This is a genomic window from Cellulomonas sp. NTE-D12, from assembly GCF_027923705.1.
Lineage (GTDB): Bacteria > Actinomycetota > Actinomycetes > Actinomycetales > Cellulomonadaceae > Cellulomonas.
Genome location: NZ_AP026442.1, coordinates 1,585,185 through 1,610,829 on the forward strand (window position 1 = coordinate 1,585,185; position 25,645 = coordinate 1,610,829).

21 protein-coding genes are annotated in these 25,645 nt (G+C 73.3%); 16 read left to right on the top strand and 5 right to left on the bottom strand.

Annotated features, from left to right (window positions below; genetic code table 11):
* Positions 1-132 precede the first annotated feature (132 nt).
* Entirely contained in the window at positions 133-546 is a 414-nt protein-coding gene (locus tag QMF98_RS07345) for an Rv2175c family DNA-binding protein (RefSeq protein WP_337975334.1), read from the top strand.
* A gap of 51 nt (positions 547-597) precedes the next feature.
* Here the strand turns inward: QMF98_RS07345 and QMF98_RS07350 are convergent, their stop codons facing one another.
* Together QMF98_RS07350 and QMF98_RS07355 are read right to left on the bottom strand one after the other, a co-directional pair.
* Positions 598-1,707: a polyprenyl synthetase family protein gene (locus tag QMF98_RS07350; protein WP_337975335.1), complete on the bottom strand. Its 1,110-nt coding sequence runs from the start codon at positions 1,705-1,707 to the stop codon at positions 598-600.
* A 39-nt stretch (positions 1,708-1,746) separates the two neighbouring features.
* Entirely contained in the window at positions 1,747-2,274 is a 528-nt protein-coding gene (locus QMF98_RS07355; RefSeq protein WP_337975336.1) for a hypothetical protein, read from the bottom strand.
* 199 nt (positions 2,275-2,473) lie between these two features.
* Here QMF98_RS07355 and QMF98_RS07360 point away from each other — a divergent pair, with 199 nt between their 5' ends.
* From QMF98_RS07360 to QMF98_RS07370, 3 genes are all read left to right on the top strand, one after another.
* Positions 2,474-3,595: a DUF4192 domain-containing protein gene (locus QMF98_RS07360; RefSeq protein WP_337975337.1), complete on the top strand. Its 1,122-nt coding sequence runs from the start codon at positions 2,474-2,476 to the stop codon at positions 3,593-3,595.
* Positions 3,596-3,698: 103 nt separating this feature from the next.
* Positions 3,699-4,094 carry a universal stress protein gene (locus QMF98_RS07365; protein WP_337975338.1) on the top strand — a complete coding sequence of 132 codons (396 nt, stop codon included), beginning with the start codon at positions 3,699-3,701 and terminating at the stop codon, positions 4,092-4,094.
* Positions 4,095-4,314: 220 nt separating this feature from the next.
* On the top strand, positions 4,315-5,880 hold the full coding sequence (locus tag QMF98_RS07370; protein WP_337975339.1) for an RNA polymerase sigma factor: 1,566 nt from the start codon (positions 4,315-4,317) through the stop codon (positions 5,878-5,880).
* A 177-nt stretch (positions 5,881-6,057) separates the two neighbouring features.
* Here the strand turns inward: QMF98_RS07370 and QMF98_RS07375 are convergent, their stop codons facing one another.
* Positions 6,058-6,318 carry a DUF7455 domain-containing protein gene (locus QMF98_RS07375; protein ID WP_337975569.1) on the bottom strand — a complete coding sequence of 87 codons (261 nt, stop codon included), beginning with the start codon at positions 6,316-6,318 and terminating at the stop codon, positions 6,058-6,060.
* A 211-nt stretch (positions 6,319-6,529) separates the two neighbouring features.
* Between QMF98_RS07375 and QMF98_RS07380 the strand changes: the two genes are divergently transcribed.
* From QMF98_RS07380 to QMF98_RS07420, 9 genes are all read left to right on the top strand, one after another.
* Positions 6,530-8,659 (top strand): DNA gyrase/topoisomerase IV subunit B, encoded by a 2,130-nt coding sequence (locus tag QMF98_RS07380; RefSeq protein WP_337975340.1) that lies wholly within the window; start codon positions 6,530-6,532, stop codon positions 8,657-8,659.
* A 34-nt stretch (positions 8,660-8,693) separates the two neighbouring features.
* Positions 8,694-9,503 (top strand): ABC transporter ATP-binding protein, encoded by an 810-nt coding sequence (locus tag QMF98_RS07385; RefSeq protein WP_337975570.1) that lies wholly within the window; start codon positions 8,694-8,696, stop codon positions 9,501-9,503.
* 111 nt (positions 9,504-9,614) lie between these two features.
* Positions 9,615-10,094 (top strand): NfeD family protein, encoded by a 480-nt coding sequence (locus tag QMF98_RS07390; protein ID WP_337975341.1) that lies wholly within the window; start codon positions 9,615-9,617, stop codon positions 10,092-10,094.
* Positions 10,095-10,135: 41 nt separating this feature from the next.
* The gene (locus QMF98_RS07395) at positions 10,136-11,371 is read left to right on the top strand and encodes an SPFH domain-containing protein (protein ID WP_337975342.1); all 1,236 of its coding nucleotides are present in this window, start codon (positions 10,136-10,138) and stop codon (positions 11,369-11,371) included.
* Positions 11,372-11,451: 80 nt separating this feature from the next.
* Entirely contained in the window at positions 11,452-12,156 is a 705-nt protein-coding gene (locus tag QMF98_RS07400) for a TetR/AcrR family transcriptional regulator (protein WP_337975343.1), read from the top strand.
* A gap of 63 nt (positions 12,157-12,219) precedes the next feature.
* Complete coding sequence (locus QMF98_RS07405) at positions 12,220-13,959, top strand: ABC transporter ATP-binding protein (RefSeq protein WP_337975344.1); 1,740 nt, start codon at positions 12,220-12,222, stop codon at positions 13,957-13,959.
* 50 nt (positions 13,960-14,009) lie between these two features.
* Positions 14,010-15,935: an ABC transporter ATP-binding protein gene (locus QMF98_RS07410; RefSeq protein WP_337975571.1), complete on the top strand. Its 1,926-nt coding sequence runs from the start codon at positions 14,010-14,012 to the stop codon at positions 15,933-15,935.
* Between the two features lie 105 nt (positions 15,936-16,040).
* The gene (locus QMF98_RS07415) at positions 16,041-17,399 is read left to right on the top strand and encodes an MFS transporter (protein WP_337975345.1); all 1,359 of its coding nucleotides are present in this window, start codon (positions 16,041-16,043) and stop codon (positions 17,397-17,399) included.
* 12 nt (positions 17,400-17,411) lie between these two features.
* Complete coding sequence (locus QMF98_RS07420) at positions 17,412-18,251, top strand: TrmH family RNA methyltransferase (RefSeq protein WP_337975346.1); 840 nt, start codon at positions 17,412-17,414, stop codon at positions 18,249-18,251.
* 69 nt (positions 18,252-18,320) lie between these two features.
* Here the strand turns inward: QMF98_RS07420 and QMF98_RS07425 are convergent, their stop codons facing one another.
* Both QMF98_RS07425 and QMF98_RS07430 read right to left on the bottom strand, forming a co-directional pair.
* Complete coding sequence (locus tag QMF98_RS07425; RefSeq protein ID WP_337975347.1) at positions 18,321-18,887, bottom strand: YbaK/EbsC family protein; 567 nt, start codon at positions 18,885-18,887, stop codon at positions 18,321-18,323.
* Positions 18,888-18,909: 22 nt separating this feature from the next.
* A complete protein-coding gene (locus tag QMF98_RS07430) occupies positions 18,910-19,452 on the bottom strand; it encodes a YbhB/YbcL family Raf kinase inhibitor-like protein (protein WP_291762579.1) in 543 nt (180 codons plus the stop codon).
* A gap of 189 nt (positions 19,453-19,641) precedes the next feature.
* Between QMF98_RS07430 and imuA' the strand changes: the two genes are divergently transcribed.
* From imuA' to dnaE, 3 genes are read left to right on the top strand one after another with little or no spacing between them, the layout of a single operon-like run.
* Positions 19,642-20,445 (top strand): DnaE2-dependent mutagenesis accessory factor ImuA', encoded by an 804-nt coding sequence (gene imuA' / locus QMF98_RS07435; protein WP_337975348.1) that lies wholly within the window; start codon positions 19,642-19,644, stop codon positions 20,443-20,445.
* On the top strand, positions 20,442-22,181 hold the full coding sequence (locus QMF98_RS07440; RefSeq protein ID WP_337975349.1) for a DNA polymerase Y family protein: 1,740 nt from the start codon (positions 20,442-20,444) through the stop codon (positions 22,179-22,181). Before imuA' ends, QMF98_RS07440 begins: the two co-directional genes overlap by 4 nt.
* A complete protein-coding gene (gene dnaE, locus QMF98_RS07445; RefSeq protein WP_337975350.1) occupies positions 22,174-25,611 on the top strand; it encodes a DNA polymerase III subunit alpha in 3,438 nt (1,145 codons plus the stop codon). Before QMF98_RS07440 ends, dnaE begins: the two co-directional genes overlap by 8 nt.
* The last annotated feature ends 34 nt before the right edge of the window (positions 25,612-25,645 follow it).

Sequence of the window (25,645 nt, forward strand, 5' to 3'; positions counted from 1 at the left end):
CAGATGTGCACGCTAGTGGAGGGTGGGCCGGTGTGAAAGGTCGAGGTCCGAAGCGTCCCGGTTCGCGGCGTCAGAAGGTCGCGCGGCAGCGTCACGCGCGGCTCGCCACCTCCGCTCTCGTAGGCTGACCTCGTGACTGACGCGCCTGCTGCGCCCGACGACCTGGTCGACGAGTGGCTGACCCTTCCCGACGTGGCCGACCGGCTGGGGGAGGACGTGGCCAAGGTGCGGCGCCTCGTCCAGGAGCGGCGGCTGATCGCGGTCCGTCGCGGGGAGCCGCCCGTCCTCTGCGTCCCGGCACGCTTCCTCGTGCCGGGTCACCTCGCCAACCCGGCGAACCCCGGCGTCCCGGGCACGGGGGCGGCGTGGACGGTGCTGGCGGCGCTGCAGGGCACCTTCACCGTGCTGGCTGACGTGGGTTTCACCGACGAGCAGGCGATCGTCTGGCTGTTCACGTCGACGGACGAGCTGCCCGGCACCCCGATGGACGCGCTGCTCGCAGGACGCAAGACGTTGGTCAGGCGGCTCGCCCAGGCCGAGCTCTGAGCGCGTCCGCCGTGGGCGCCCGTTCGGCGCCACGGTGCGCGTCCGGCGTCCTCAGCGCCGGCGGTCGACCGCCTGCCGCGCCAGCTCCACGAGGTGGGAACGGGCCGGTTCGCGCCAGCCGCTCGACTCGATGAGTCCGAAGGCACGCCTCGACAGCTCGTCGATCAGCCCTTCCACCTCGGCGGGTGCACCTGAGGCGGCGATGGCGTCCGCCAGCTGCGACGTCCGCGACGCGTCCATCGTCGCGTCGCCCAGGTGCTCCGTGAGCATCCGGCGGGTGGTCTCGTCCCCGGAGGCGAGGGCCCGGGCGACCAGGACCGTCCGTTTGCCCTCTCGCAGGTCGTCACCGGCCGGCTTGCCCGTCACCGCGGGATCGCCGAAGACACCGAGCAGGTCGTCGCGCAGCTGGAACGCCTCGCCCAGCGGGAGGCCGATCGCCGCGCAGCGGTCGAGCGCAGCGGCATCGGCACCCGCGACCGCCGCGCCGAGCAGCATGGGCTGCTCGACGCTGTAGCGCGCCGACTTCGCCCGCAGCACCTGCCATGCGCGGCGCTCGATCACCGCGGGGTCGTCGCCCCAGGGCTGGACCTGCGCGGCCAGGTCCAGGTACTGACCCACCGTCACACCCGACGTCATGCGGGAGAAGAACGAGCGGACGGTTGCCGCGTCCGCCTCGGGCAAGGGTTCGACGGCTTCGGAGAGCTCGGCGTCGCAGGCCACGAGCGCGAGGTCGCCGAGCAGGATCGCGGCGGACATCCCGTACCGGTCGCCGTCGCCGGCCAGGTGGAGCAGCGCGTGCCGCGCTGCGAACGCCCGGTGCGCGGTCGGGCGTCCACGCCGGGTGTCGGAGTCGTCCATCACGTCGTCGTGGAACAGCGCCGCCGCCTGGAAGAGCTCGAGGGCGGCGCCGACGCGCAGGGCGCAGAGCTCCTCAGGGCTGCCCGTGACGCCGCCGTGCGCGCGCCAGGACCAGTACGCGAACGCTGCCCGGAGGCGCTTGCCACCACCGAGCATCGTGCGCAGACCCTCGACGAGGGGTGCCGCGTCGTGCCCCGTCTCGGCCAGGTCGGCCTCGAGCCGGTCGAGGTGCGCCCGCAGCAGGCCGTCCACCTGGCGCCGCACGTCCTCGTCGTCGAGCAGGGGCGGTGCCGAGGCGCTCACCAGGTCAGCGTAGGGGAGCGGCGACCCGCCCCGGGCGGCTCAGACGTGCACGCGGCCGCCGAGAGTGAGCGTGCGCACGCCGTCCCGGTCGAGCACGCCCACCAGGACCAGCTCGGTGCCGTCGGAACGGGAGAACGAGCTCTGAGCCGCGAGCCCGGGGTCGGGCTGGGTCGGCGGCGCCTCGTGGAAGCCCGCGGCGAGCAGCGGCCCGCGTACTGCCGCCAGCAGTCCCGCCGCGTCCTGGGCGCTGCGCAGGTTCAGGCTGATCTGCGTCAGGCCGCCGTCGATCGGCTGCGCCGACGAGACGAGCACGGTGGCCCCGTCCGGCACGGGGACCAGCTGGGTAGGGAAGCCCTTCACGAGGGCGCCGACGCTCGTCCCGCTGCCCGCCTGCTCCGTGAGCAGCGGTTCGGTCGGCGAGGGGGACGCCGTGCTGGAGGGGGACCCGAGTCGTGCCGGCGCGCTCGACTCGCACCCGGCCAGGGTCAGGGCCGCCGCGATCAGCGCACCGGTCACGACGATCCTCCGGGCCCCTGGCTGGGGTCCCGGGGCGGTCGTGTGAGGCACCGGGACAGGCTACGCGGCGGCCCCACCGGGTACCGCCGCGAGGCGCCGTGGGACACTGGTCCGGCGCGACCGCGACGCCTCTGGGGCCGAGTGCTGCGCCGCCGGGCGAGACGACCTCGACACCTGTGCACGACGGGTTGGCCGCCGGACCCTGTGGACAGAGCGTGGTCAGCTGGCGGGCCCGGTGTGGGCTGACCGCATGAGCCTCTCCACCCTGCGCGTGTCCGAGCCCCGTGAGCTCTTGGCGCTGATCCCGCACCAGCTCGGCTTCCGCCCCGCGCACAGCGTCGTCGCCGTCAGCCTCCGTCCGCCGCGCGGGCAGGTCGGCTTGGTGATCCGGGTCGACCTGGCCGACCTCGCCGAGCGAGCCGACGGCCCACGCCTCGCTCGGGCTCTCGTCTCCCACCTGGACCGGGACGGTGCGGACCGCTGCGTCCTGGTGCTCTACACCGGCACGGACCCGCGGAGCGGCAGCGAGCCCGCCGTCGCCCCGGCCGTCGAGCACTTCCGGGAGGCCGCGGCGGCACCCTTCGGCGAGGTGCCCGTGTGGGTGGTCACCGATCGCGGCTACCTCGCCCTCGACTGCGCCGACCCCTGCTGTCCCGTCGGGGGGCGTCCGCTCGCGGAGCTGGACGCCACGCAGGTAGGCGCGCAGATGGTGCTCGCCGGTTCGGCCGTCGCCGGTTCCCGGGACGACGTGGCGCGGATCAGGTCGGCCGGTGCCGAGGCACGGAAGGCTGTGGCGCGGGTGCGGCGCCGATGGGTCGCGAGACGGACCGCCGCGACGTCGGACTCGGCGCTGGAACGATGGCGGCTCGACAGCGTCCGGGCATGGCGACGTGCGGTGGCCGAGGCCGGCGACAGCACCGTGCGGATCGGTGGTTCCGCGCTCGGGCGCCTCGAGGCCGGTCTGGCCGACCCGCGCGTGCGGGACGCGGTGCTCGTGGCGCTCGTCCCCGGGACGGGGTCGTTGCCCGAACGCTCGGTCACGGGAGCGCGGACGTCGGCGGAGGCTGATGCCGGTCTGGCGGACGCGCTCGCGCTGGTGGTCGATCCCAGCCTCGGTGTCAGACCGCCTTCCGGTGCCACGAGGATCCACGAACGCGCGCTCGAGCGCGTGGTGGCGCACGGGGACCGTGCGCACCAGGAACCGTCGCTGACGTTGCTCGCGCTGCTCGCGTGGTGGCGCGGCGACGGTGCGCGGGCTCAGCTCCTGCTCGCGCGAGCCTTCGAGAGCGATCCGGCGTACCGCCTGGCACACCTGATCGACGATGCCGTCGCCCAGGGGGTCCCACCCGGATGGGTCCGCGCCGAGGCGTGATCCTGCCGGGCGCGACGCCGCGGGACCGGCTCGTCGTCGGGTCGGTGAACCGGTACCGTCGCCGCAGGTGGCGCGGTGGCCGCCGGTGTTCCGAGGAGGGCGCATGTCGATCGTGGTCGGGTACCTGGCGACGGCAGAGGGTCGGGCAGCGCTCGAGGCGGCGGTTCGGGAGTCCCACCTGCGCTCCGAGCGGATCGTCGTGGTGGTCAGCACGCGGCAGGACGAGCCACCGGCGCAGCGTGCCGAGGTGGAGCAGGCGCTCGCGGCAGTCGACCGCCAGCTGGAGTCTGACGGCGTGGACCACGAGATCAGGTTGCTGGACGGTGGCGACGTCGCGGACGACCTGATCGGCACGGCGGAGGAGACCGGCGCGCACCTGGTGGTGATCGGCCTGCGTCGCCGGAGCCCGGTAGGCAAGCTGATCCTCGGCGCCAACGCGCAGCGTGTGCTGTTCGACGCGCCGTGCCCCGTCCTGACCGTGAAGCCCGACCCCGCGTAGCCGCCACCCGATCCTCGGCCGTGGCGATCGGGTGGTTCCGGCGGGAATCCTCGGCGGGCTCCGGTCGTTGGAGTCGGAGGCCGCAGGTTCGCCGCCGTCGATCACCGCCATCAGCGCGGTCACCGGGCCGTGCCCGACGACGGTGGTCGGTACAATATCCATCTGTCTCCACGGATCCGTGACTCGCGGCGCTGCCGCTGAAGTCGCCGAAAGGTCGTTCGTGTCGCCCCAGACCCCGCATCCCGCGCTCCCTCGCGAGTTCGAGCACCCTGCCCTGCAGCAGCTGGTGCGTAACGGCCGTACCCATGGAGCCGTGGACGCCGTCGAGCTGCGCACCGCCTGCGAGCAGGCGGACGTGCAGGACGCACGGCGCCTGAAGGTGGTGGTCCGCGCGCTCGGCACCGTCGGCATCGAGGTTCGCCACGAGCCTCCCGCTGCTGCTCGGCGTGCCGTGGCAGCCACGAGCGCCAAGACCCGTCCTGCCACGACCGCGACCGTCGATGCCGACGCACCGAAGCCGGCCCGCTCCCGGGCGGCGGCGACGGCGGGGAAGAAGCCGGCGGCGGCCAAGGCCGCTCGGCCGGTCGCGCCCGTGAAGTCCGCGCCCGCCGACGAGGTGGACGAGGACGAGATCGAGGACACGGACCTCGAGCCGGGCGCCGAGCTCGAGGGCGGTGACGTCGAGGACATCGCGGTCGAGGTGACCGAGGTCGACGCCGACGAGGTGCCGGCGGAGGTCGTCGTGGACGAGGAGGACGACTCCGAGACCGCCGCACCTGCCGCTGCCGCCGAGGAGGAGACCAGCGAGGACAGCGGTTTCGTCTACTCCGACGCGGACGACGACGACGCGCCGGCCCAGCAGGTCGTCACCGCCGGTGCGACCGCCGACCCGGTCAAGGACTACCTGAAGCAGATCGGCAAGGTCGCCCTGCTGAACGCGGAGCAGGAGGTGGAGCTCGCCAAGCGCATCGAGGCGGGTCTGTTCGCCGAGGAACGCCTGAACTCCGGCATCGAGATGGATGCCAAGCTGAAGCGGGACCTGCAGTGGATCGCCCACGACGGCCGCCGCGCCAAGAACCACCTGCTCGAGGCGAACCTGCGTCTCGTCGTCTCGCTCGCCAAGCGCTACACGGGCCGCGGCATGCTCTTCCTCGACCTGATCCAGGAGGGCAACCTCGGTCTGATCCGCGCGGTCGAGAAGTTCGACTACACCAAGGGCTACAAGTTCTCGACGTACGCCACGTGGTGGATCCGGCAGGCGATCACCCGCGCGATGGCAGACCAGGCGCGCACCATCCGCATCCCGGTGCACATGGTCGAGGTGATCAACAAGCTGGCGCGGGTGCAGCGTCAGATGCTCCAGGACCTCGGTCGCGAACCGACCCCGGAGGAGCTCGCCAAGGAGCTCGACATGACGCCCGAGAAGGTCGTCGAGGTCCAGAAGTACGGTCGCGAGCCCATCTCCCTGCACACACCGCTCGGTGAGGACGGCGACAGCGAGTTCGGCGACCTGATCGAGGACTCGGAGGCCGTCGTCCCGGCGGACGCCGTGAGCTTCACGCTCCTGCAGGAGCAGCTGCACCAGGTGCTGGACACGCTGTCCGAGCGCGAGGCGGGCGTGGTGTCGATGCGGTTCGGCCTCACCGACGGCCAGCCCAAGACGCTCGACGAGATCGGCAAGGTCTACGGCGTGACGCGCGAGCGGATCCGCCAGATCGAGTCCAAGACGATGTCGAAGCTGCGGCACCCGTCGCGGTCGCAGGTGCTGCGGGACTACCTCGACTGAGGCGTACGAGCGAGCACGACGAAGGCCCGGAACCGGATGGTCCGGGCCTTCGTCGTGCCGGCCCCCTCCTGAGCCTCCTGGGTGCGGACGGCGTCCGTGCGCAGACATGGCACGAGGCCCGGACCGTGATGGTCCGGGCCTCGTCGTCTGTGGTCGAGAGGCCTGCTCAGGCCGCGGTCAGGCGGTTGCCGCTCCCGCCCCTGCGCCGTGCTCGGCGAGGAGTCGGTCGGTCTCGTCCTGGACGTGCGTCGCCACCGACGCCAGCTTGTCCGCGTGCTCGCGCGCGTGGTGCGCGCAGAACAGCAGCTCGCCGACGGGCAGCAGGACGCGGACGTAGGCCTGGGCACCACACCTGTCGCAGCGGTCGGCTGCGGTCAGCGGGGCGTGCGTCTGGGTCGCGTTCACAAACCCATAGAACCATCCCGAGACAGGATCCATACCGCTGGGGCCGGGTGGTTCGCTCATCGCGTACAGAATCGACCGCGGATGTGACCGAGGCGTGACGTCGCCGTGACGCCGAAGTGACGTGTGCCACATGACGGACTGCGGCGTACCGGACTCCGAGACGGTCGGAGACGGGCGATCCGGACGCTGCGCGTCACGGCGGGCCTGAACGGGGCGGTCGGAGGCCGCAAGTACCATCGCCCCCGTGACGACCGTCTCCTCCCAGTCCGGCTACACAGCCCGGCACCTGTCCGTGCTGGAGGGCCTGGAGGCCGTCCGCAAGCGTCCCGGCATGTACATCGGCACCACGGACAGCCGCGGGCTGATGCACTGCCTCTGGGAGATCATCGACAACGCCGTGGACGAGGCGCTCGGCGGCTTCTGCCGGCACATCGAGGTCGTGCTGCACGCCGACTCCTCGGTGGAGGTGCGCGACGACGGTCGTGGCATCCCGGTGGACGTCGAGCCGAAGACCGGACTGACCGGCGTCGAGGTGGTCTTCACCAAGCTGCACGCCGGCGGCAAGTTCGGTGGTGGGTCCTACGCCGCGTCGGGCGGTCTGCACGGTGTCGGCGCCTCCGTGGTGAACGCCCTGTCGGCGCGGCTCGACGTCGAGGTGGACCGCCACGGTCGAACCCATCTGATGACCTTCCACCGCGGCGAGCCGGGGTTGTTCGACGACTCGGCCGGACGCGGTCCCGAGTCGCCGTTCCAGCCGTTCGTCTCCGGCTCCGACCTGGCGGTGACCGGCAAGGTGGGCAAGGCGGTGACGGGGACGCGGGTCCGGTACTGGGCGGACCCGCAGATCTTCCCGTCCACGGCGGCGTTCTCCTACGACGAGCTCGCGACGCGGGCCCGGCAGACGAGCTTCCTGGTTCCCGGTCTGGAGATCGTGCTCCGCGACGAGCGGGGGCTTGTCGGCACGCCAGCGGAGCACGGCCCGCACACCGAGACCTTCGTGCACACCGGCGGCGTGGTCGACTTCGTCGAGCACCTCGCACCGGACCAGCCGGTGACGGACATCTGGCGCCTGGTGGGCTCGGGAGACTTCGTCGAGACGGTGCCGGTGCTGGACGAGCGTGGGCACATGGTGCCGCGCGAGGTGACCCGCACGTGCGACGTCGAGGTGGCGGTGCGGTGGGGCACCGGGTACGAGACCGACGTGCGCTCGTTCGTCAACATCATCGCCACACCCAAGGGCGGTACCCACGTCGCCGGGTTCGAGCAGGCGCTGCTGAAGACCCTTCGGGAGCAGGTGGCGGCGAACGCCCGACGGCTGAAGGTGTCCAGCAAGGACACCACCGAGCGGCTCGAGAAGGACGACATCATGGCCGGGCTGACGGCGGTGGTCACCGTCCGGCTCGCCGAGCCGCAGTTCGAAGGGCAGACCAAGGAGGTGCTGGGCACCGGTCCGGTGCGGGGGATCGTGGCGAAGGTGGTCGCCGCCGAGCTGGGCGCGACGCTCACGTCGACGCGCAACCCCGCGAAGACGCAGGCCGCGACCCTGCTGGACAAGCTGGTGGGCGAGATGCACGCCCGCCTCTCGGCGCGCAAGCAGAAGGAGATCAGCCGGCGGAAGACGGCGCTGGAGTCGTCGTCGCTGCCGCCGAAGCTGGCCGACTGCCGGATCGACGACGTGGCGCGGTCGGAGCTGTTCATCGTCGAGGGCGACAGCGCGCTCGGCACCGCCAAGCTGGCACGCTCCAGCGACTACCAGGCGCTGCTGCCGATCCGGGGCAAGATCCTCAACGTCCAGAAGGCCTCGGTCTCGGACATGCTGAAGAACGCCGAGTGCGCGGCGATCCTCCAGGTGGTCGGTGCCGGGTCCGGTCGCACGTTCGACCTCGAGGCCGCGCGCTACGGGAAGATCATCCTGATGACGGACGCGGACGTGGACGGCGCCCACATCCGGACGCTGCTGCTCACGCTGTTCTTCCGCTACATGCGGCCGCTGGTGGCGGACGGTCGGGTGTACGCAGCGGTGCCTCCGCTGCACCGGATCGAGCTGCTCGGCGGTCGCCGGGACGATCCCGAGCGGTACGTGTACACGTACTCCGAGGCGGAGCTGGCGACCACGCTGAAGAAGCTGGACCGCGCCGGCAAGCGGTACTCGCCGGACATCCAGCGGTACAAGGGCCTCGGTGAGATGGACGCGCAGCAGCTGGCGGAGACGACGATGGACCCGCGACGGCGGACCCTCCGCCGGGTGACGGTCGCGGCCGCCGAGCGCGCCGAGCAGGTCTTCGAGCTGTTGATGGGATCCGAGGTCGGGCCGCGCAAGGACTTCATCGTCGCCGGCGCCGACGCCCTCGACCGCAACCGGATCGACGCATGACCGCATGCGTCTGCCACGATAGGTGCCCGTGCCCATGACCCCCGTCCTCGACCTGCAGTCCGTGACCATCGTCAGAGGCGCGACCACCATCCTCGACGAGCTGTCGTGGACGGTGCAGGAGGGTGAGCGCTGGGTCGTCCTGGGCCGCAACGGAGCCGGCAAGACGACCCTGCTGCAGGTGGCGTCGGGCCGGATGCACCCGACGCAGGGCTCGGTGGACGTGCTGGGATCGCGGCTCGGGCGCGTCGATGTCTTCGAGCTGCGGCCTCGGATCGGGCTGTCGAGCGCGGCGCTCGCCGAGCAGATCCCGTCCGGCGAGACCGTCCGTGACGTGGTGCTCACCGCTGCCTACGGCATGACCGGCCGGTGGAAGGAGAGCTACGAGGACGTCGACGAGGCCCGTGCTGCCGACCTGCTGACCGTGTTCGGTGTCGACCACCTGGCCAACCGGTGGTTCGGCACCCTGAGCGAGGGTGAGCGCAAGCGCGTCCAGGTCGCCCGCTCGCTGATGGCCGACCCCGAGCTCCTGCTGCTGGACGAGCCCGCCGCCGGCCTCGACCTCGGCGGCCGTGAGGAGCTGGTCGGTGCGCTCGCGGAGCTCGCGCGGGACCGCCGGTCCCCAGTGCTGGTGCTGGTGACGCACCACGTCGAGGAGATCCCGCCCGGCTTCACGCATGCGCTGCTGCTGCGCGCGGGCAAGGCCCTCGCCGCGGGGCCGCTCGCCGAGGTGCTCACCGCGGCGAACCTCTCCGCGGCGTTCGACCTTGATCTGGACCTCGACCACACCGCCGGCCGCTGGAGCGCTCGGGCGCTCGTCGCGGAGGAGCACAACGGCGCGCACTGACGCGCACGTCCGAGCACCGAACCCACCGACGGGTGGGCCCCGGCCGCCTAGGATCGACTGTGCGGCACCCGGCACCGCCGGGCGCTCGTGGGCGCCGAGGGGGTTGCTGTCATGAGCTGGCTGTGGTGGATCGGCATCGCCCTCGTCCTCGGCATCCTCGAGATGGTGTCCGTGGCCCTGGTGCTGGTGATGCTGGCCGGCGGCGCGCTGGCCGGGGCGCTGGCAGCCGCGCTGGGTGGCTCGCTCGGGCTGCAGGTCGTCGTGGCCGGCGTCGTCTCGGCGCTGCTGCTCGCCACCCTGCGGCCGTGGCTGCTGCGGCACTGGCGCAACCGGGTGCCGCTCACCGAGACCAATGCGACCGCGTACGTGGGTCGCGCCGCCCAGGTGGTCTCGCCGGTGACGGACACCGAGGGCCGGATCAAGATCGGCGGGGTGGTCTGGACCGCACGATCCGCCTCCGGCGCCCGTATCGAGCCCGGCGAGGACGCCGTGATCGTCCGCATCGACGGCGCGACAGCGCTCGTCGAACCCGCCGACCGGGCGGCCGGGTCCGGGTCCGACCGCGATCGGCAGACTCCCACCCGCCCGTGACAGCAGCCTCGCTCACCAGCCAGGTCGATCCAGGAGGATCCATGAACGGCACCAACCTCGGCCAGGCCGCACTCATCGCGGTGGCGGCCCTGGTGGCCATCTTCTTCGTCACGGCGCTGTTCCGGGCCGTGCGGATCGTGCCGCAGGCATCGGCGCTCATCATCGAACGGCTGGGTCGCTACTCGCGCACCCTCGAGCCCGGTCTGCACCTGCTGATCCCCTTCGTCGACCGGGTGCGAGCATCCGTCGACCTGCGTGAGCAGGTGGTGACGTTCCCGCCGCAACCGGTGATCACGTCCGACAACCTGGTGGTCGGCATCGACACGGTCATCTACTTCCAGGTCACGTCGCCGAAGGACGCGGTCTACGAGATCTTCGACTACATCCGCGGCATCGAGCAGCTGACCGTCACCACGCTGCGCAACGTGATCGGGTCGATGGACCTCGAGCAGACGCTGACCAGCCGTGACCAGATCAACGGACGGCTCAACGGGGTGCTCGACGAGGCCACCGGTCGGTGGGGCATCAAGGTCAACCGCGTGGAGCTGAAGGCGATCGACCCGCCGGCGTCCGTGCAGGGGTCGATGGAGCAGCAGATGCGCGCCGAGCGCGACCGCCGCGCGACCATCCTCACCGCCGAGGGCGTGAAGCAGTCGAAGATCCTCACGGCGGAGGGTGAGAAGCAGGCGGCGATCCTGCGGGCCGAGGGTGAGGCGCAGGCCACGATCTTGCGCGCCGAGGGCGACGCACGAGCGATCCTGCAGGTGTTCGACGCGGTGCACCGTGGCGACGCGGATCCCAAGCTGCTGGCCTACCAGTACCTGCAGGTGCTGCCGAAGGTGGCGGCGAGCCCCTCGAACACGATGTGGTTCCTCCCCGCCGAGCTGTCGGGCGCGCTGGGTGCGCTGTCGCGGGCCTTCGGCGGCCCGGCCGTCCCGCCCGCCGAGGGGCCCGCGGGCACCGGTCGGCCGCAGGACTACAACTTCGTGCCGTTGAGCGCCGAGCTGCCGCCCGTCTCGCTGCCCGATCCCAAGGAGGCTCTCGCAGAGGCCCGTCGCGAGTCGGCGGCAGCGACCGCGGACGCCACCGGTGCCGGCGTGATGTCCGGCGTGCCGTTCGACCCGGACGCGGAGGCCGGGCAGCGACCCGGTAGCGCTACGCCCCTGCGGACGGCGCCCGGTGCTCCGCTGCCGACCTCGGAGCCCGCCGGCGGCGAACCGGCCGGTGGGGGGACAGAGCTCGGGGTCGAGCGGACCGAGGACGACCCGCGGCCGTAGCCGCCCTGGACCACTCGCGGCCGAGGAGCAGGTGACCTGAGAGGTTGCTGAGTGAGTGCTCACTCACTTAGTGTGCCGGCATGACCTCTGCTGAGCCGCACGCGACCTCGCCGGCCGTCGAGCGGACCCGCCCGCGCCGCGCCGCGCCGCTCCCGCCCGACGAGCGGCGGCAGGCGATCCTGCGAGCCGTGCTACCGGTGGTCCGCGAGCGCGGGGCGGACGTGACCACGCGGGAGCTCGCCGAGGCGGCCGGCGTGGCCGAGGGGACGCTGTTCCGGGTGTTCGACGACAAGGCGAGCCTGGTGCGGGAGGCCGTCGCTGCCGCGGTGGACCCCTCCGACCTCTTCGAGCTCATGGACGGGATGGATCTCGGCACCCCGCTGGAGGACCGGCTCGACGTGCTCGTCTCGTCGTGGCTGCGCCGGATGCAGGACGTCATGCTCTGGATGACCCTGCTGCACCAGCTCCGGAAGGAGGTGGCCGGCCTGCACGGCGACGGGCCGCACGGGCACCAGGAGTGGGCGCGCCGCCAGGGCGAGTTCGCCACGGGCTTCCGCGAGCGCCTGCGCCGGATGCTGGAGCCCGATGCGGACCGGCTCGCTCAGCCGGTGCCGATCGCCGCCGGCCTGCTGGAGGTCGCCCTGATCGGCGCCGCAGCGCGGACCGCCGGCGCCGCCCGCACCGGTCAGCACGTGGACCCGCTGCCCACCGAGGCCCTCGTGGAGTTCGTCCTGAACGGCATCGTCACCTGCCCGGGCCGCGCGCGGCCCGCTCCTCGGCCCTGACCGAGCACCGCACCACCCCGACCCAGCCCGCACGGCACAGCCCATACCCAGGGGGAGTCCTGCATGTTGATCCGACTGCTCCGCGAGCACCTGCGTCCCTACCGGGGCGCGGCCGTCGCGGTGCTGCTGCTCCAGGTGGCCCAGGTGGTCGCCACGCTCTACCTGCCCTCGCTCAACGCCGACATCATCGACAACGGCGTCGCCAAGGGTGACACCCACGAGATCTGGCGGCTCGGCGCGATCATGGTCGCCGTCAGCCTCGCTCAGGTCGTCTGCTCGATCGGCGCCGTGTACTACGGCGCCCGGACCGCGATGGCGCTCGGCCGGGACCTGCGCGGACGGCTGTTCGCGCAGGTGCAGTCCTTCTCGCAGCAGGAGATGGGCAAGTTCGGCGCCCCGACGCTGATCACCCGCACCACCAACGACGTGCAGCAGGTGCAGATGGTGGTGCTGATGTCGTTCACGCTGATGCTGATGGCCCCGATCATGCTGGTCGGCGGCGTGATCATGGCCCTCCGGCAGGACGTGGTGCTGTCCGGGGTGCTGCTCGTGGTGGTGCCCGTGCTCGTCGTCATCGTCGCGCTGATCGTCAGCCGGATGGTGCCGTACTTCCGGCAGATGCAGGGCCGGATCGACGCGATCAACCGCGTGATGCGGGAGCAGCTGACCGGCGTCCGGGTGATCCGGGCGTTCGTCCGCGAGCGCCGCGAGGCGGAGCGGTTCGACGTGGCCAACACGAACCTGTTCGAGGCCTCGCTGCGCACCGGCCTGCTGATGGCGCTGATGTTCCCCGTGGTGATGTTCGTGATGAACGCGACCACCGTGTCGGTGCAGTGGTTCGGCGCCCGGCGGATCGATGCGGGCGACATGCAGATCGGCGCCCTGACCGCCTTCATCACCTACATCATGTTCATCCTGATGGCGGTGATGATGAGCTCGTTCATGTTCGTCATGATCCCCAGGGCGATGGTCTCGGCCGAGCGGATCGCCGAGGTGGTCGACACCCCGACGACCGTGGTGCCGCCCCTCGTGCCGGTCCCGCTCCCCGGCGGGGTCGCCGGACGGCGCCTCGAGCTGCGGGACGTGGAGTTCCGCTACCCGGGCGCGGAGGACGCGGTGCTCCAGGGCGTCGACCTGGTGGCGGAGCCCGGGCAGACGACGGCGATCATCGGGTCGACCGGCTCGGGCAAGACGACGCTGCTCAACCTGGTGCCGCGGCTGTACGACGTCACGGGTGGCCGCGTGCTGATCGGTGGGGTCGACGTGCGCGACCTCGCGGCCGACCAGCTGTGGGGGCAGATCGGCCTCGTGCCGCAGAAGCCCTACCTGTTCTCGGGCACGGTGCGCTCCAACCTGCAGTTCGGCACGCCGGACGCCGACGACGACGCCCTCTGGCACGCCCTCGAGGTGGCCCAGGCGCGCGACTTCGTCGAGGCGCTCGAGGGTGGTCTGGACGCGCCGATCGCGCAGGGCGGCACCAACGTGTCGGGTGGGCAGCGACAACGGCTCGCGATCGCCAGGGCCCTGGTGCGACGACCGGGCATCTACCTGTTCGACGACTCGTTCTCCGCGCTCGACTACGCGACGGACGCGGCGCTGCGGACAGCGCTCGTGCCGGAGACGCAGGATGCCACCGTGCTCGTCGTCGCGCAGCGGGTGGCCACCATCCGCAACGCGGACCGGATCGTCGTCATGGACGAAGGACGGGTCGTGGGCGTCGGGACGCACTCCGAGCTGCTGGAGGGCAACCCGACCTACCAGGAGATCGTGTACTCCCAGCTGAGCGTGGAGGAGGCGGCGTGAGCGGGCAGACGCAGGACCGGGCGCCCGTGGCACCGCCGCGGCGCGGGCCGATGGGCGGGCACGGCCCGATGGGGATGGGCATGCCGGGGGAGAAGTCGAAGGACTTCGGCAGCTCGGCGAAGCGGCTCGCGCGCCGGCTCGGGCCCGAGCGGGTGCGGCTGACCGGCGTGATCGTGCTCGGCGTGCTGTCCGTCGCGGCCGCCGTCGCGGGCCCCAAGCTGCTGGGCCGTGCGACCAACGTGATCTTCGAGGGGCTCGTCGGACGACGTCTGCCCGCCGGGGTGAGCAAGGAGCAGGCCGTCGCCGCCCTGCGTGCGCAAGGGCAGGGCAAGGTCGCGGACATGCTGCAGGCGATGACGCACGTCGTGCCGGGCCAGGGCGTCGACTTCACGAGGCTGGGCAAGATCCTCGTCGTCGTCATGGCGGTCTACGTCGCCTCGTTCCTGTTCGGCTGGGTGCAGGGTCGGCTGACCGCGCGCATCGTGCAGAACACCGTGCTGAGGATGCGCGCCGACGTGGAGTCGAAGCTGTCGCGGCTGCCGCTGTCGTACTTCGACAAGCAGCCGCGCGGCGAGCTGCTGTCGCGGGTGACCAACGACATCGACAACGTCGCGCAGACGATGCAGCAGACGCTCTCGCAGCTGATCACCTCCGTGCTCACGGTGGTCGGCGTGCTGGTGATGATGCTGACCATCTCGTGGCAGCTGACGCTGATCGCGCTGGTCACCATCCCGCTGACCATCGGCATCGCCGGGGCGATCGCGGCGCGGTCGAAGCCGCAGTTCATCCAGCAGTGGCGGTGGACCGGCGAGCTGAACGCCCACATCGAGGAGATGTTCACCGGCCACGCGCTGGTCACGGTGTTCGGTCGGCAGAAGGAGGCGGCCGCGACGTTCGAGGACCGCAACGGCAAGCTGTTCGACTCCTCGTTCCGGGCGCAGTTCATCTCCGGGATCATCCAGCCGGCCCTGGGGTTCGTCGCGAACCTCAACTACCTGCTGGTGGCCGTGGTCGGGGCGCTGCGGATCACGTCGGGCGCGATGACGCTGGGCGACGTCCAGGCGTTCATCCAGTACAGCCGGCAGTTCAGCCAGCCGATCACGCAGATCGCGTCGATGGCGAACCTGCTGCAGTCCGGCGTCGCGTCGGCCGAGCGGGTGTTCGAGCTGCTGGACGCGCCGGAGCAGGGGCCCGACCCGGTCCCCGCAGCGACGCTGCCGACGCCGGTGAGCGGCCGGGTGGCCTTCGAGCACGTGTCCTTCCGGTACGACCCGGAGACGCCGTTGATCGACGACCTGTCCCTGGTGGCGGAGCCGGGTCAGACGATCGCGATCGTCGGCCCGACGGGCGCCGGCAAGACGACGCTGGTCAACCTGCTGATGCGCTTCTACGAGGTGGACGGCGGGCGGATCACGCTCGACGGCGTGGACACCCGGACGCTGACGCGCGACGAGCTGCGCTCGCAGATGGGCATGGTGCTGCAGGACACCTGGCTGTACGAGGGGACGATCGAGGACAACATCGGCTACGGCGTGGACTCCGCGACGCACGAGCAGGTGGTGGAGGCGGCGGCGGCCACGCACGTCGACCGGTTCGTGCGGACCCTGCCCGACGGCTACGCGACGACGATCGACGACGAGGGCGGCACCGTCTCCGCCGGTGAGAAGCAGCTGCTGACCATCGCGCGGGCGTTCCTGTCCGACCCGACGATCCTGATCCTCGACGAGGCGACCAGCTCGGTGGACACCCGCACGGAGGTGCTGGTGCAGCACGCGATGAACGCGCTGCGCGCCGGGCGGACGTCGTTCGTCATCGCGCACCGGCTGTCGACCATCCGCGACGCCGACCTGATCCTGGTGATGGAGCACGGCTCGATCGTCGAGCAGGGCAGCCACGAGGAGCTCCTCGCGGCAGGCGGCGCCTACGCCCGGCTGTACGCCAGCCAGTTCGCGGCGGCGACCAGTCCGGTCGACTGACGCCGTCACCGTGGATGCGAGAGGGGCCCGGTCGGCGGACCGGGTCCCTCTCGCGCGTCCGCCAGGGGATGTGGGCGCCGGCGCGCGGGGCACTAGGCTGCCCGCGTGGCAGTCGCATCGTTTCGACCTGAGGACGGGACGGTCCCTCGCCTGCGTCGCGACCGGCTGACGGTCACGCTCTACGGCTCGTTCGTCACGTGGGGCTGGCTGCTGTACAGCTTCAACCCGAGCGTGCCGCTGCTGGCCCACGAGCGCGGGCTCAGCTCGGCGCAGGCCGGCCTGCACGGCACCGCGATGGCGCTCGGCGGGCTGGTCGCGGCCGTGCTGGCACCGCGCTCGGTCCAGTGGTGGGGGCGGCGCACGGCCGTCGTGGCGGCCGGGGTGACCGTTGCCGTCGGCGTCGTCGGGCTGGTGCTGGGGCCGGCGCTGGTGTGGACGCTGCTGGCGATGCTGGTCCTGGCGACGGGCGGCAACGTGCTGATCGCGTCGAGCCAGGTGGGTCTGGCCCTGCGGCACGGACGGGTGGCGACGGCGGCGATCACCGAGGCGAACGGCGTGGGATCCGGGGTGGGGCTGTTCGGTCCGCTCGCCGTCGGTGCCGCGGTGGCAGTCGGCTGGGGATGGCGGCCGGCCGTGCTGGTCACCGCCGGGATCGCCCTGGTGGGAGCGGTCTTCGTGCTCCGGTTGCCGAGCTCCGCCGCGCTCAGCACGCGCGGCTCGCGGTCCAGGACGCCGTCGTCGGGCGGGCCCGTCCTCCCGCTCACCGCACCGGTGCCGGTGGCGGTCGGAGCGGAGGCCGGGGCGCTGGACGCGGAGACGTTGCTGCTGACCCATGACGAGCCGGCGGTGCTGCCGAGCTCGGCCGTGCTGCCGCCGAGCGCCGTCCCGCACGTGCGCTACCGCCCGGCGGCGGCCGCGCTGCTCTTCATCGTCTCCCTGGTGGCCGCCATCGCCATCGAGAACGCGACGACCTACTGGGCCACCGCCCTGCTGATCGACCGCACCGGCGCCCGTGCCGGCATCGCAACGGCCGCCACCGCCGGGCTGGTCGCGGGCATGACGGCGACGAGGTTCGTCGTCGGTCCCCTGTCGCTGCGGATGCGGCCTGCGGTGCTGCTGACCGGTGCCTTCCTGGTGGCGATCGCCGGCTGGGCCGTGGTGTGGAGCACGACGTCGACCGCGGTCGCGATGGCGGGACTGGTGCTGGCGGGACTCGGGTACGGGGCGCAGTACCCGCTGTCGATCGCGTTGATGCTCGGCGCCTCACCCGGCCACGGCGACCGGGTGCAGGGCTACGCCACCCTCGCGGGGGGCGCCGCGATCGGCGTCGCCCCCTTGCTGCTCGGTGCGCTGGCCGACGCCTTCGGCATGCACACGGCGTTCGTCATCGTCCCGCTGCTGGCCTGCGCCGGTGCGGCCGCCGCGGCGCTGGGCGGCCGTGCGCTGCGCCGGGCCGAGGGCTGACAGGATCACGGTGTGCTGCACCCGGAGCTGCTGACCGTCGACGACCCCGCCGATCCACGGCTGGCCGACTACGTCTCCTTGACCGACGTCGCGCTGCGGTCCCGGCACGAGCCGGCCAAGGGCCTGTACATCGCGGAGAGCTCGACGGTGCTGGCCCGGGCGCTGGCCGCCGGGCACCGACCCCGCTCCGTGCTGGCCGCGCCGCGGTGGGTGCCGGAGGTCGAGCGGATGCTCGCGGGCGCCGCCGGTGCTGCGGATGCCGCGGTGCCGGTGTACGTCGCCGCCGAGCCCGTGCTGGAGGCGATCACCGGGTTCCACGTGCACCGGGGGGCGCTCGCCGCGATGCACCGCCCGCCGTTGCCCACCGTGGACGAGGTGGTGGCGGGTGCGCGCCGGGTGGCGGTGCTCGAGGACATCGTCGACCACACCAACGTCGGTGCGGCGTTCCGCTCGGCCGCCGCGCTGGGGGTCGACGCGGTGCTGGTCACCCCGCGGTGCGCCGACCCGCTGTACCGGCGGTCGGTGCGGGTGTCGATGGGGACGGTGTTCCAGGTGCCGTGGACGCGGGTCGACCCGTGGCCGGACGGTGTCGCCGCGTTGCGGGCCGCCGGCTTCGTCACGGCGGCGCTGGCGCTGGACGACTCCGCGATCAGCCTCGACGAGCTGGTGGCGGACCCACCGGACCGGCTCGCCATGGTGCTCGGTGCCGAGGGAGACGGGCTCAAGGCGCGCACCGTCGCGGCGTGCGACCTCGTGGTGCGGATCCCGATGGCGGACGGGGTGGACTCGTTGAACGTCGCGGCCGCGGCGGCCGTGGCGTTCTGGGCGACGCGCGTCGGACGTCCGGCGTAGCGGCCCCGGCCCGCCCGTCCGGACCCACAGGCCGCTAGGGCGAGCAGGTGCCGGGGTGCCCGTGGGGCCTCAGCCGAGGGCGAGCCCGTCGACCACCTCGACGCCGGGAGCGGACGCCAGCAGCGCGCCCGGGAGCAACAGCTTCGAGCGACGCAGACCGCTGCCGATGATCACCGGCTCCCCGCTGTCGGGGTGCGCCTGCTGCACGGACGCGTCGACGAGCACGCGGTACTCGGGCGGCAGGCCGAGGGGTGTGATGCCGCCGTACTCCATCCCGGAGTCCGCCACCGCCCGGTCCATCGGGAGGAACGAGGCCTTGCGCACGTCGAGCAGCCGCTTCACGGCGTTGTTCACGTCGGCACGGGTGGTGGCGCGCACGGCTGCCGCCGCGATGCGCTCGTCGCCCGCGCGCCGTCCGGCCACGAGCACGCAGTTCACCGACGCGGAGAGCGGCAGGCCGTACGCCTCGGTCATGGCGGCGGTGTCCGCCAGGTCGGGGTCGATCTCGGCGACCCGGACCTCGTCCGCGACCTCGGGACGCGTCGACGCCCAGGACGTGAGGGCCGCGGCCGTCGAGGGCGCGAGCAGGTCGGGTCGGTCCAGGGCGCGCAGCCAGGTGAGCGAGACGGTGACCATGGCGGGAGGGTAGCCGCCCGGTTCAGCGCTGGTAGGTGCCGACCAGGACGGCACGGGCGATCGTGTGGAACACGAGCGCGCAGCTGGCGGCACCGGGTGGGGTGTCGGCCGCGAGGCCGAGGTCGGCGGTGTCCAGCGCGTGCACGACGAAGTAGTAGCGGTGCACCTGGTCACCGGGCGGTGGGGCGGCGCCGACGTACCCGGGGACGCCGTCGTCACCACGCAGCTGGATCGCGCCGGAGGGGAGGCCGTGGCCGTCAGGACGGCCCGCGCCGCGGTCGAGAGACGTGACGTCGGCCGGCACGCCGAGCACGGTCCAGTGCCACCAGCCGGCGACGCCCGGGGCGTCGGGGTCGAAGCAGCTCACGGCGAAGGCGGCGGTCTCGGGTGGGAAGCCGGACCAGCTCAGCTGCGGCGAGACGTTGTCGCCACGAGGGGTGTTGGTCGCGGCGTCGGGCAGTCGGGCGCCGTCGGTGACGTCGTCCGAGCGCAGCGTGAACGCCGGGACCTGCGGGAGGAGGGCGTAGGGATCGGGCGCGACGGGCCGGTTCAGGGAGAGTGCCACGGTCCCATGGTGGCCGGTCGGTGGACGGTCCGCGCGGTGGCGCGGCGTCGGGGCGTCGGGGGTGTCCACAGGGGCTGAGCAGGCGGATTGACACCCAGGTCGGGACGGCGTGTACTGGTGCTGTTCGAACACACGTTCGAACGCATGACCGGCTGCACGCTGCACGCGGTCGGGAGGAGGAATTCTGACATGCCAGTCGCCCAGGATCGCGAGGAGCGGGCGGCTCGGGCCCGCGCCGCGCTGGCGAGGGCGGAGCTGCGCACTGGTGCGCGCAGCGTGCTCGGCATCGGTGGCGGGGTCGCGGCCGACGACGAGGGCCGTCCCGTGCAGCCGACGGCCTCGCTGCTCACCACCGAACGGCCTCCGATGGACGTTCCTGCGGAGCTGGCGCCGGTGCTCCCCGGCGGCCTGCGCCGCGGCGACACCACGGTGGTGACGGGGTCGACCTCCCTGGTGCTGACGATGCTGGCGCACGCCTGCCGGCACGGGGCGTGGGCGGCTGCGGTGGGACGGCCGGACCTGGGGCTGCTCGCTGCCGCGCAGGCGGGGGTGGACCTCGCGCGTCTTGCGATGGTGCCGGACCCGGGAGCACAGGCGGCGACGGTGGTGGCGGCGCTGCTCGACGGGATCGACGTGGTGGTCGTAGGAGCGGCGGCGGTGCTCACCGACACCGAGCGCCGGCAGCTGTCGGCTCGCGCCCGGGAGCGCGGCACCGTGCTGCTGCCCACCTGTGCCTGGCCGGGCGCGAGCACCGTGCTCTCCGTGCGCGAGCTCGGCTGGACGGGTGTCGGGGCCGGCGAGGGTCGTCTGCGCACGCACCGGCTGCGGGTGCAGCGCTCCGGACGTGGTGGGGCCGCGGTGCCGCGCTCGCTGGACGTGGTGCTGCCGCTGGGCGCGCCCGATCCGGACGGGCCGGTGCCGGTGCGCAGCCCGGCCGTGGTTCCTGCGGGTGCCGGCACCGAGGAGCGGACCGACCTGAGGCTGGTCGGATGAGCACCCGGACGACGGTCGTGTGGGTGCCGGACTGGCCGGTGGTGGCAGCTGCCGCGGTCGCGCAGGTGCCCGGGCACGTGCCCGTCGCCGTGCACGACGGGCGGGCGGTGACCGCCGTGTCCGCGCTGGCACGTGCGGAGGGTGTGCGGCGGGGCATGCGCCGCCGCCAGGCGCAGGGATGCTGCCCCGAGCTGGTGCTGCTGCCCGCGGACGACGCGCGTGACGTGCGGCTGTTCGAGCCCGTGGCCGCAGCGGCGCAGACGGTGGTCGCCGGCGTCGAGGTGGCTCGACCGGGACTGCTGCTGCTGCCGGCCGGTGGGGCCAGCCGCTACCACGGCTCGGAGGACGTGCTGGCGGCACGGCTGGTCGACGCCGTGGCGGCCGGCACCGGGTACGAGTGCGGCGTCGGCACCGCCGACGGGCTGCTCGCCGCCGTGCTCGCCGCCCGCACCGGGGCCGTGGTGGAGCCCGGTGCCTCGCCGGTGTTCCTCGCGGCGCACGGGGTGGGTGAGCTGGTGCACGCCGCCGTCACCGACGAGCAGGCGACCGCGGTCGGCGAGCTGGTGGACCTGCTGCACCGGTTGGGGCTGCGCACGCTCGGTGAGCTGGCGGCGCTGCCCGCGGCGGCGGTGCACGCGCGGTTCGGCCGGCTCGGCAGCTGGGCGCACCTGCTGGCACGAGGCTCGGACGAGCGACCGCCGGTGCGGCACCGGCCCGAGCCGGACCTCGAGGTCAGCGCCGAGCTGGACCCCCCGCTGCACCGGGTGGACGCGGCGGCGTTCGCCGGCCGACGGCTGGCGGAGCAGCTGCACGAGGACCTGGTCAGGCGTGGCGTCAGCTGCGGACGGCTGCAGATCGCCGCACGTACCGACGAGGGTGTTGACCTGGTGCGGACCTGGCGCACCGATCTCGGCGGATGGGGCGGGCTGACGTCGGCGCGCATCACCGACCGGGTGCGCTGGCAGCTGGACGGCTGGCTGACCGCCACCGCGGTCGCCACGGCACGTGACCACGCCCGGGACCGGTACCGCGGCCGGGCGGGCACGGTGCCCGACGGCCTCGCGGAGCCCGGCCGCCAGGTGCACGGGCGGTCGTGGTCGGACCGGCGGCGCGACGACGAACCGGCACCGGACCTGCCGGGGACGGACGACGACCGACCCGTGGGCCTGGTCCGGCTGACCCTCACCGCGCTGGACGTCGCCGCCGCCGGCGCCGAGCAGGGGCGGCTGTGGGGTGGTCCGTCCGGCGGCGACCTGCGCGCGCACCGGGCGCTGGACAGGGCGCAGTCCCTGGTGGGCGGCAGCGGGGTGCTCACGGGAGTGCTGCAGGGCGGCCGGGACGTGCGGGAGCAGGTCTACCTGCAGCCCTGGGGCGAGCACACCGTCCCACACCGGGCGGCGGACCTGCCGTGGCCGGGCAGGTTGCCCGAGCCGGCTCCGGCCAGCGTGCCGGCGGAGCCGGTGCCCGTGCGGCTCGCCGACCCTGCCGGTCTGGAGGTGCGGGTGGACGAGCGGGCCCGGATGAGCGGGCCACCCGCCCGGGTGCACTGGCCGACCGACGGCGCCGGGACGGTGGTCGGCTGGGCGGGGCCGTGGATGCTCACCGAGCGATGGTGGCAGCACCCGGACCGTCCTGCGCAGGTGCGCGTCCACCTGCAGGTGACGCTCGACGACGGTCGGGCGCTGCTCCTCGCCGGTGCGGGGGACGGCTGGGTGTGCGAGGCGACGTATGACTGAGCGGTACGCCGAGCTGCACGCCCACTCGGCGTTCAGCTTCCTGGACGGCGCCAGCCAGCCGGAGGAGCTGGCCGCCGAGGCGGCCCGGCTCGGGCTGACCGCGCTGGCGCTCACCGACCACGACGGCCTGTACGGCGTGGTGCGGTTCTCCCAGGCGGCCCGGGCCGTCGGGCTGCCGACCGTGTTCGGCGCCGAGCTGCACCTGCCGGCACCGGACGGTCGCCGCCACCCGCGCGAGCGCACCCGTGCCACCCCCGGTCGACCGGTCCTCGACCCGCCGACCGGTGTGCCGGACCCGCGATCCACCCATCTGCTGGTGCTCGCCCGGGGACCGGACGGCTACCGGGCGCTGTCCCGGGCGATCGCCGAGGCGCACCTGCGCACCGGGCTCAAGGGTGCCGCCGACCACCGGCTCGAGGAGCTGGCGGCCGTGGCGGACGGGCAGTGGCTGGTGCTCACCGGCTGCCGCAAGGGTGCGGTACGGCGGGCCCTGTCCGGAGGAGACCCGTCCGGGGTGACCGGGGTGGCGCCGGGGGGACCGGCGGCAGCCCGTGCCGAGCTCGACCGGCTGGTGGCGCTGTTCGGACGTGACAACGTCGCTGTCGAGGTCACCGCGGCCCACGACGCGTACGACGACGACCGGGCCGACGCCCTGGCCGCGCTCGCGGCCGACGTCGGCCTGCCGCTGGTCGCCACCGGCGGGGTGCACTACGCCGCACCGCGCGACGGCGACCTCGCCGCCGCGCTGGCCGCGGTGCGGGCACGCTCGTCGCTGGACGACCTGGACGGCTGGCTGCCCGGTGCACCCGCCGCGCACCTGCGTTCCGCGGCAGAGATGACCGTGCTGCACCGTCGGCACCCCACCGCGGTGCCGACGGCCGCGGCGCTGGCCGCCGAGTGCGCGTTCGACCTGTCCCTGGTCGCCCCGAAGCTGCCGCCGTACCCGGTGCCGCCCGGTCATACGGAGGCGAGCTGGCTGCGCGAGCTGGTGCGCCGCGGGGCCGCGGAGCTGTACGGGCCGCCCGAGGCGGAGCGGGTGCCGGGCGCCTACGCCCAGCTGGAGCACGAGCTGCGCGTGATCGAGGACCTCGGGTTCCCGGGCTACTTCCTCGTCGTCTACGAGCTGGTCGACTTCTGCCACCGCAACGGGATCCTCGCGCAGGGCCGAGGGTCGGCCGCCAACTCCGCGGTCTGCTACGCGCTGCGGATCACCGCCGTGGACGCGGTGCGGCACGGGCTGCTGTTCGAGCGGTTCCTCGCTCCCGAGCGGGACGGTCCGCCAGACATCGACGTGGACATCGAGTCGGCGCGTCGCGAGGAGGTGATCCAGCACGTCTACGCCATGCACGGGCGCACCCACGCCGCCCAGGTGGCCAACGTCATCTCCTACCGGCCGCGCTCGGCGGTGCGGGACGCGGCCCGGGCGCTGGGGTACGACGTCGGGCAGCAGGACGCCTGGAGCACGTCGATCGAGCGCTGGGGGAGCCTGCGCGGACCGCAGGCTCCGAGCCCGTGGTGGACCCTGTCGCGGTCGCAGCCGGTGGCGGCCGAGGCGGTCCCCGGAACGGTGACGGCGGACGGCCACGATGTGGTCCCGGCGCAGCGGCCACCGTCGGCGGCAGAGCTGGAGGAGATCCCCGACCAGGTGATCGACCTGGCCGAGCGGTTCCTACGACTGCCCCGGCACCTCGGCATCCACTCGGGCGGCATGGTGATGTGCGACCGCCCGGTGATCGAGGTGTGTCCCGTGGAGTGGGCGCGGATGGAGGGGCGCACCGTGCTGCAGTGGGACAAGGAGGACTGTGCGGACGCCGGCCTGGTGAAGTTCGACCTGCTCGGCCTGGGGATGCTGACCGCCCTGCGGCTGGCGTTCACCCAGGTGCAGGTGCACGAGGGGGTCGAGCTCGACCTGCACGGGCTGCCGCACGAGGACCCGGGCGTGTACCGCCTGCTGTCCGCGGCGGACACCGTCGGGGTGTTCCAGGTGGAGTCCCGTGCCCAGATGGCCACGCTGCCGCGGCTGGCGCCGAAGAGCTTCTACGACATCGTCGTCGAGGTCGCCCTGATCCGCCCCGGACCCATCCAGGGCGGATCGGTGCATCCCTACATCGAACGGGCCCGCGGCCGGCAGGAGGTCGACTACCTGCACCCGCTGCTGGAACCGGCGCTGGCCAAGACGTTGGGCGTGCCGCTGTTCCAGGAGCAGCTGATGCAGATGGCCATCGACGCCGCCGGGTTCAGCGCCGCGGAGGCGGACCAGCTGCGGCGCGCGATGGGGTCGAAGCGGTCGATGGAGCGGATGGAGGCGCTGCACGCGCGCCTGCTGGACGGCATGGCCGAACGAGGGATCGACCGCAGGACGGGTGAGCAGATCTTCGACAAGCTCAAGGCCTTCGCCGACTTCGGCTTCCCGGAGTCGCACGCGTACTCGTTCGCCTTCCTGGTGTACGCCAGCGCGTGGCTGAAGATGTACCACCCGGCCGCGTTCTACGCGGGTCTCCTCGCGGCTCAGCCGATGGGGTTCTACTCACCGCAGAGCCTGGTGGCGGACGCTCGCCGGCACGGCCTGCAGGTGCTGCGGCCGGACGTGCAGGCATCGGACGCCCTCGCCGTGGTGGAACGGCTCGGACCCACGCCCGCCGAGGGTGAGCCGCCGCTGGTGCCGCGGCCGAGCGGCACCGACGCGATGGCCCCCGTGGGGGAGCGGATCGGTGCCGACCGCTCGTTGGCCGTCCGCCTCGGCCTGGCGTCCGTGCGGTCGGTCGGTACCGAGGTGGCCGAGGCGCTGGTCGCCGAGCGGTCGGCGAACGGTCCGTTCGCCGACCTGCGCGACCTGGTCCGTCGGGTCCGGCTCAGCACCGCCCAGCTCGAGGCGCTGGCGACCGCGGGCGCCCTCGAGAGTCTGGGGACCACCCGGCGGGAGGGACTCTGGGCGGCCGGCGCGCTGGCCCAGGAGAGCCCGGACACCCTGCCCGGGGTCAGCGTGGGCGTGACGGCCCCGACGCTGCCCGGGCTGGAGGCGGTCGAGGTGGCGACCGCCGACGTGTGGGCCACCGGTGTCTCGGTGGACTCGTACCCGACGCAGTTCGTCCGTGAGGGCCTGGACGCTGCCGGGGTGCTGCGGGTGGAGCAGGTGTACCGCGACCCGGTGCCGACCGGACGCGTGGCGGTCGCCGGCGTGGTGACCCACCGGCAGCGACCGGGTACCGCGGGCGGGGTGACGTTCCTGTCCCTGGAGGACGAGACCGGGCTGCTCAACGTCATCTGCTCGGCGGGGCTGTGGCAACGGTTCCGCCGCGCCGCGAGGACCTCCAAGGCGCTCGTCGTGCGGGGTCGGCTGGAGCGGGCCGACGAGACGACCAACCTGGTGGCGGAGCACCTGAGCCCGTTGTCGCTGCGGGTGCGAACCGCCTCGCGGGACTTCCGGTGAGCCGCCCGCCGGCGGTCCGGTCCGTCCCATCCCC